The organism is Pseudomonas sp., assembly GCF_030696055.1.
Lineage (GTDB): Bacteria > Pseudomonadota > Gammaproteobacteria > Pseudomonadales > Pseudomonadaceae > Aquipseudomonas.
Genome location: NZ_JAUYNP010000073.1, coordinates 1 through 3496 on the forward strand (window position 1 = coordinate 1; position 3496 = coordinate 3496).

3 protein-coding genes and 1 pseudogene are annotated in these 3496 nt (G+C 63.9%); 2 read left to right on the forward strand and 2 right to left on the reverse strand.

Annotation, left to right across the window (positions count from 1 at the left end; translation table 11 throughout):
- Window positions 1-562, reverse strand: a 562-nt coding sequence (locus Q8Q83_RS04325) for an alpha/beta fold hydrolase (RefSeq protein ID WP_305621439.1), incomplete at its 3' end; no start/stop codon positions are given.
- Window positions 563-1043: 481 nt separating this feature from the next.
- Here Q8Q83_RS04325 and Q8Q83_RS04330 point away from each other — a divergent pair.
- Complete coding sequence (locus Q8Q83_RS04330) at window positions 1044-2177, forward strand: aminotransferase class V-fold PLP-dependent enzyme (RefSeq protein WP_305621441.1); 1134 nt, start codon at window positions 1044-1046, stop codon at window positions 2175-2177.
- Between the two features lie 6 nt (window positions 2178-2183).
- On the opposite strand, the gene Q8Q83_RS04335 is transcribed toward Q8Q83_RS04330, so the two are convergent.
- Entirely contained in the window at window positions 2184-3116 is a 933-nt protein-coding gene (locus Q8Q83_RS04335; RefSeq protein WP_305621443.1) for a LysR family transcriptional regulator, read from the reverse strand.
- A gap of 141 nt (window positions 3117-3257) precedes the next feature.
- Here Q8Q83_RS04335 and Q8Q83_RS04340 point away from each other — a divergent pair.
- Window positions 3258-3496, forward strand: a pseudogene (locus tag Q8Q83_RS04340) (MFS transporter); the annotation flags it as partial.

The window sequence follows — 3496 nt, forward strand, 5'->3', positions numbered from 1 at the left end:
GCCGGTATTCGTGTTCGGCCAGGCTGCTGATATGGCGGTAGTTGAAGCGCTTGAACAGCGACGGCAGGTGCTTGCCGATGCTGTTGTTGATCAGGTGGCCGATATTGTCGCGGTCGTGGGCCTGGAGAAAAGTCAGGCCGCTCTCCAGGTACTCGCGCATCGGCTTATTGATCCGGGCGGCGAATGACGTGATCACCGCCTTCTCGATCCGCCGCGGCCGTTGGGCCAGGGCCAGCAGCGTGGCCGCACCGCCCCAGGAGAAGGACAAGACATGGTCGGCGGCGAAGTGCTCGATCAGCTCCAGCAGAATCTGCGCCTCGTCCTCCTTGCTGATCGGCCGGTCGTGGCGGTTGTGCAGCCGCGATTGGCCGGCGTAGGGCTGGTCGTAGAGCACTACATTGAAGCGTGGTTGCAGGTAACGCAGGGTTTGCGCGAAGGATGCGGTGGTCGCGAGCGAGCCGTTGACCAGGATGATGGTCTTGTCGGCGCCGTCATTGAGGTAGCGCTCGGTATGCACCCGGTACTGATGGTGAATCTCGACTACGGTGGTTTCCAGCCTCATGTCGTTAGCCTCCTGGCACAAGTTGCGTCCTGCGGCCCGCTACAGTGGCTGAGCGCGGTGCTATCGCAGACAGCGGAACGCATGGATCTGATATGCAAGCACGAGCAACCGGGCGGGTTTTACACGGCCCTGTTGCGATTTCCTTGTCACGAACGATCAAGCCCAACGGGGCGTTAGGCGAACAGCTAAATGACCCCCCTAAGTGTTCAATTGGCCTGCAGTGGTTTTTCGGCGGATTGCCCTGCAGCCCAGGACCCACAAAGGCGCGAGCGCCCTTAGAAGCTTGCCGTGACTTATTGGTCACGAGCTGACCTGGGCGTCAGATTTAAGCAGGCGACCCGGGCACATGCAAGGGCGCAGGCGAATTATTCCGTGGAGTTGTGAGCCAGGCCGCGGCAGGCGGGGCGGGCCGGCAACCTTGTTATTTGCCAAGGCTTAGGGCAGGGTCGAGGCATCAGTCTCTTCGCCACTGGAGTCCGTCATGTCAGAGCTGTTCCCGAGCATCGATCCCGCTGGCCTGCTCGAATATTCGGTGGTCTACACCGACCGCTCCCTCAACCATATGTCGCAGTCGTTCCAGGGCGTAATGAAGGATATTTCCAGCACGCTGAAGCAGGTCTACAACGCCCAGGCCGTGGCCATAGTGCCCGGCAGTGGCACCTTTGGCATGGAGGCAGTGGCGCGGCAGTTGGCCAGCGGACAGAAGTGCCTGGTGATCCGCAACGGCTGGTTCAGCTACCGCTGGACGCAGATCTTCGAGATGGGGCAGATTCCATCCGCGGCGCAGGTGCTCAAAGCCCGCCCCGTGGCCAGCGGCCGCCAAGCCGCCTTCGCCCCGCCGCCGATTGAAGAGGTGCTGGCGACCATCCAGGCGGAAAAACCCCAGCTGGTCTTCGCCCCCCATGTGGAAACCGCCTCGGGGATGATCCTGCCCGACGCCTACCTGCGCGCCGTGGCCGACGCCGTGCATGGCGTCGGTGGCCTGTTCGTGCTGGACTGCATCGCCTCCGGCACGCTCTGGGTGGATATGCAGGCCTGCGGCATCGACGTGCTGATCAGCGCGCCGCAGAAAGGCTGGAGCGCCTCGCCCTGCTGCGCCCTGGTAATGCTCAGTGCGGCCGCCTGCGCACGGGTCGAGGCCACCCAGAGCACTAGCTTTGCCTGCGACCTGAAAAAGTGGCTGCAGATCATGCAGGCCTACGAGCAGGGCGGCCACGCCTACCACGCCACCATGCCCAGCGATGCCCTGGCGCGTTTTCGCGACGTGATGAAGGAGACCGCCGCCTACGGTTTCGCCAAGGTGCGTGAGGAGCAGCAAGAACTGGGCGAGCGGGTACGCGCGCTGTTGACCGACAAGGGTTTCCAAAGCGTCGCCGCCCCAGGCTTTCAGGCCCCCGGTGTGGTGGTCTGCTACACCGACGACGGCGAGATCAAGAACGGCAAGAAGTTCGCCGCCCAAGGCCTGCAGATCGCCGCCGGGGTACCCCTGCAGTGCGACGAACCGGCGGATTTCCAGACTTTCCGCATCGGCCTGTTCGGCCTGGACAAGCTGAACAATATCGAGCGCACGGTAAGCACCCTGGAGCAGGCGCTGGATAGGTTATTGGCGGGCTGATGCACTTCAGTCTTCGGCAGCTTTGGCGCCTGTCGAAGACTCACCGAGCTGCTCCGCGCAAACGTCGTGAATGCAGCCGCGCAACCAGCGATGCGCAGGGTCGGCATCCATCCGCGGGTGCCAGAGCATGGCGACCCTGATCTCCGGCGTGGCGAGCGGGAGGGAAAAGCTGTGCATGCCGGCGCGCAGGTTGCCGGTGTGGCGTTCGGGAACCGTAGCGATCAGGTCTGTGGCCCGCGCCAGCGCCAGCGCGGCGGCAAAGCCACCGACTATGGTGACTATCTGCTGCTCCAGTCCAAGCGGCTTCAAGGCGTCATCCAGCGGCCCCTCGATCAGGTCACGGCGCGACACCAGGACGTGCAGGCCGGAGGCATAACGGGTGGGGGTGATCTCGCCCTGGCTCAGCGCGTGGCCCATGCGCACTACGCCGATAAAGCGGTCGCGGAACAACGCCCGCGTGCGCAGCTCCGGGCTCGTCAGCTCGCCGACCACGCCGGTTTCCAGGTCGACGCTGGCGTCGCGCAGGGGCGCGCTGTCCTTGTTTAATTTCTGTACGAAGTGCAGCCGCACCCCCGGGGCTACCTGGCTGATGCGAGCGATGAGCGCAGGGCCGAAGTTTTCTACAAAGCCGTCGCTGGTGCGCAGCCTGAACGTGCGCACCAGCTGCTTGAGGTTGAGCGTCTCACTAGGGCGCAGCAGCGCTTCGGCGTCCTGCACCAGCTGACTGACCCGCTCGCGCAGTTCGAGTGCCCGGGGGGTAGGCACCAGTCCGCGTCCGGCCCTGACCAACAGCGGATCGCCGGTGGTCTCACGCAATCGCGCCAGCGCCCGGCTCATGGCCGAGGGGCTCAGCCGCAAGCGTTGGGCGGCGCGCGCCACGCTGCCTTCGGCGAGCAGCGCGTCCAGGGTAATCAGCAGGTTGAGATCGGGAGTCGACATGCCGCGAATCTAGCACGGCCTGAGCATGGCATGGCGTCAGGTGCATGTATAAAGTGCAAATGCTGCGTCTTCTGCTATGCCGAATGGAGGAATAGGCTCCTGATCACTAGCGTTCGAGAGAGAGGCCTCAGCATGACTTTTATGACCAAGCCAGACACGGCCGGCGGCACTCAGGCAGTCGCTGGCAGTGCGCCACTGCTCCCCTCGGCGCGCTGGGCGCTCGCCAGCCTGTCGCTGTCCATGTTGCTGTCCTCGCTCGGCACCAGCATCGCTAATGTAGGCTTGCCGACCTTGGCGCAGGCCTTTAACGCCGCCTTCCAGGACGTCCAGTGGATAGTTCTGGCTTATCTGCTCGCCATTACCACCCTGATCGTCAGCGT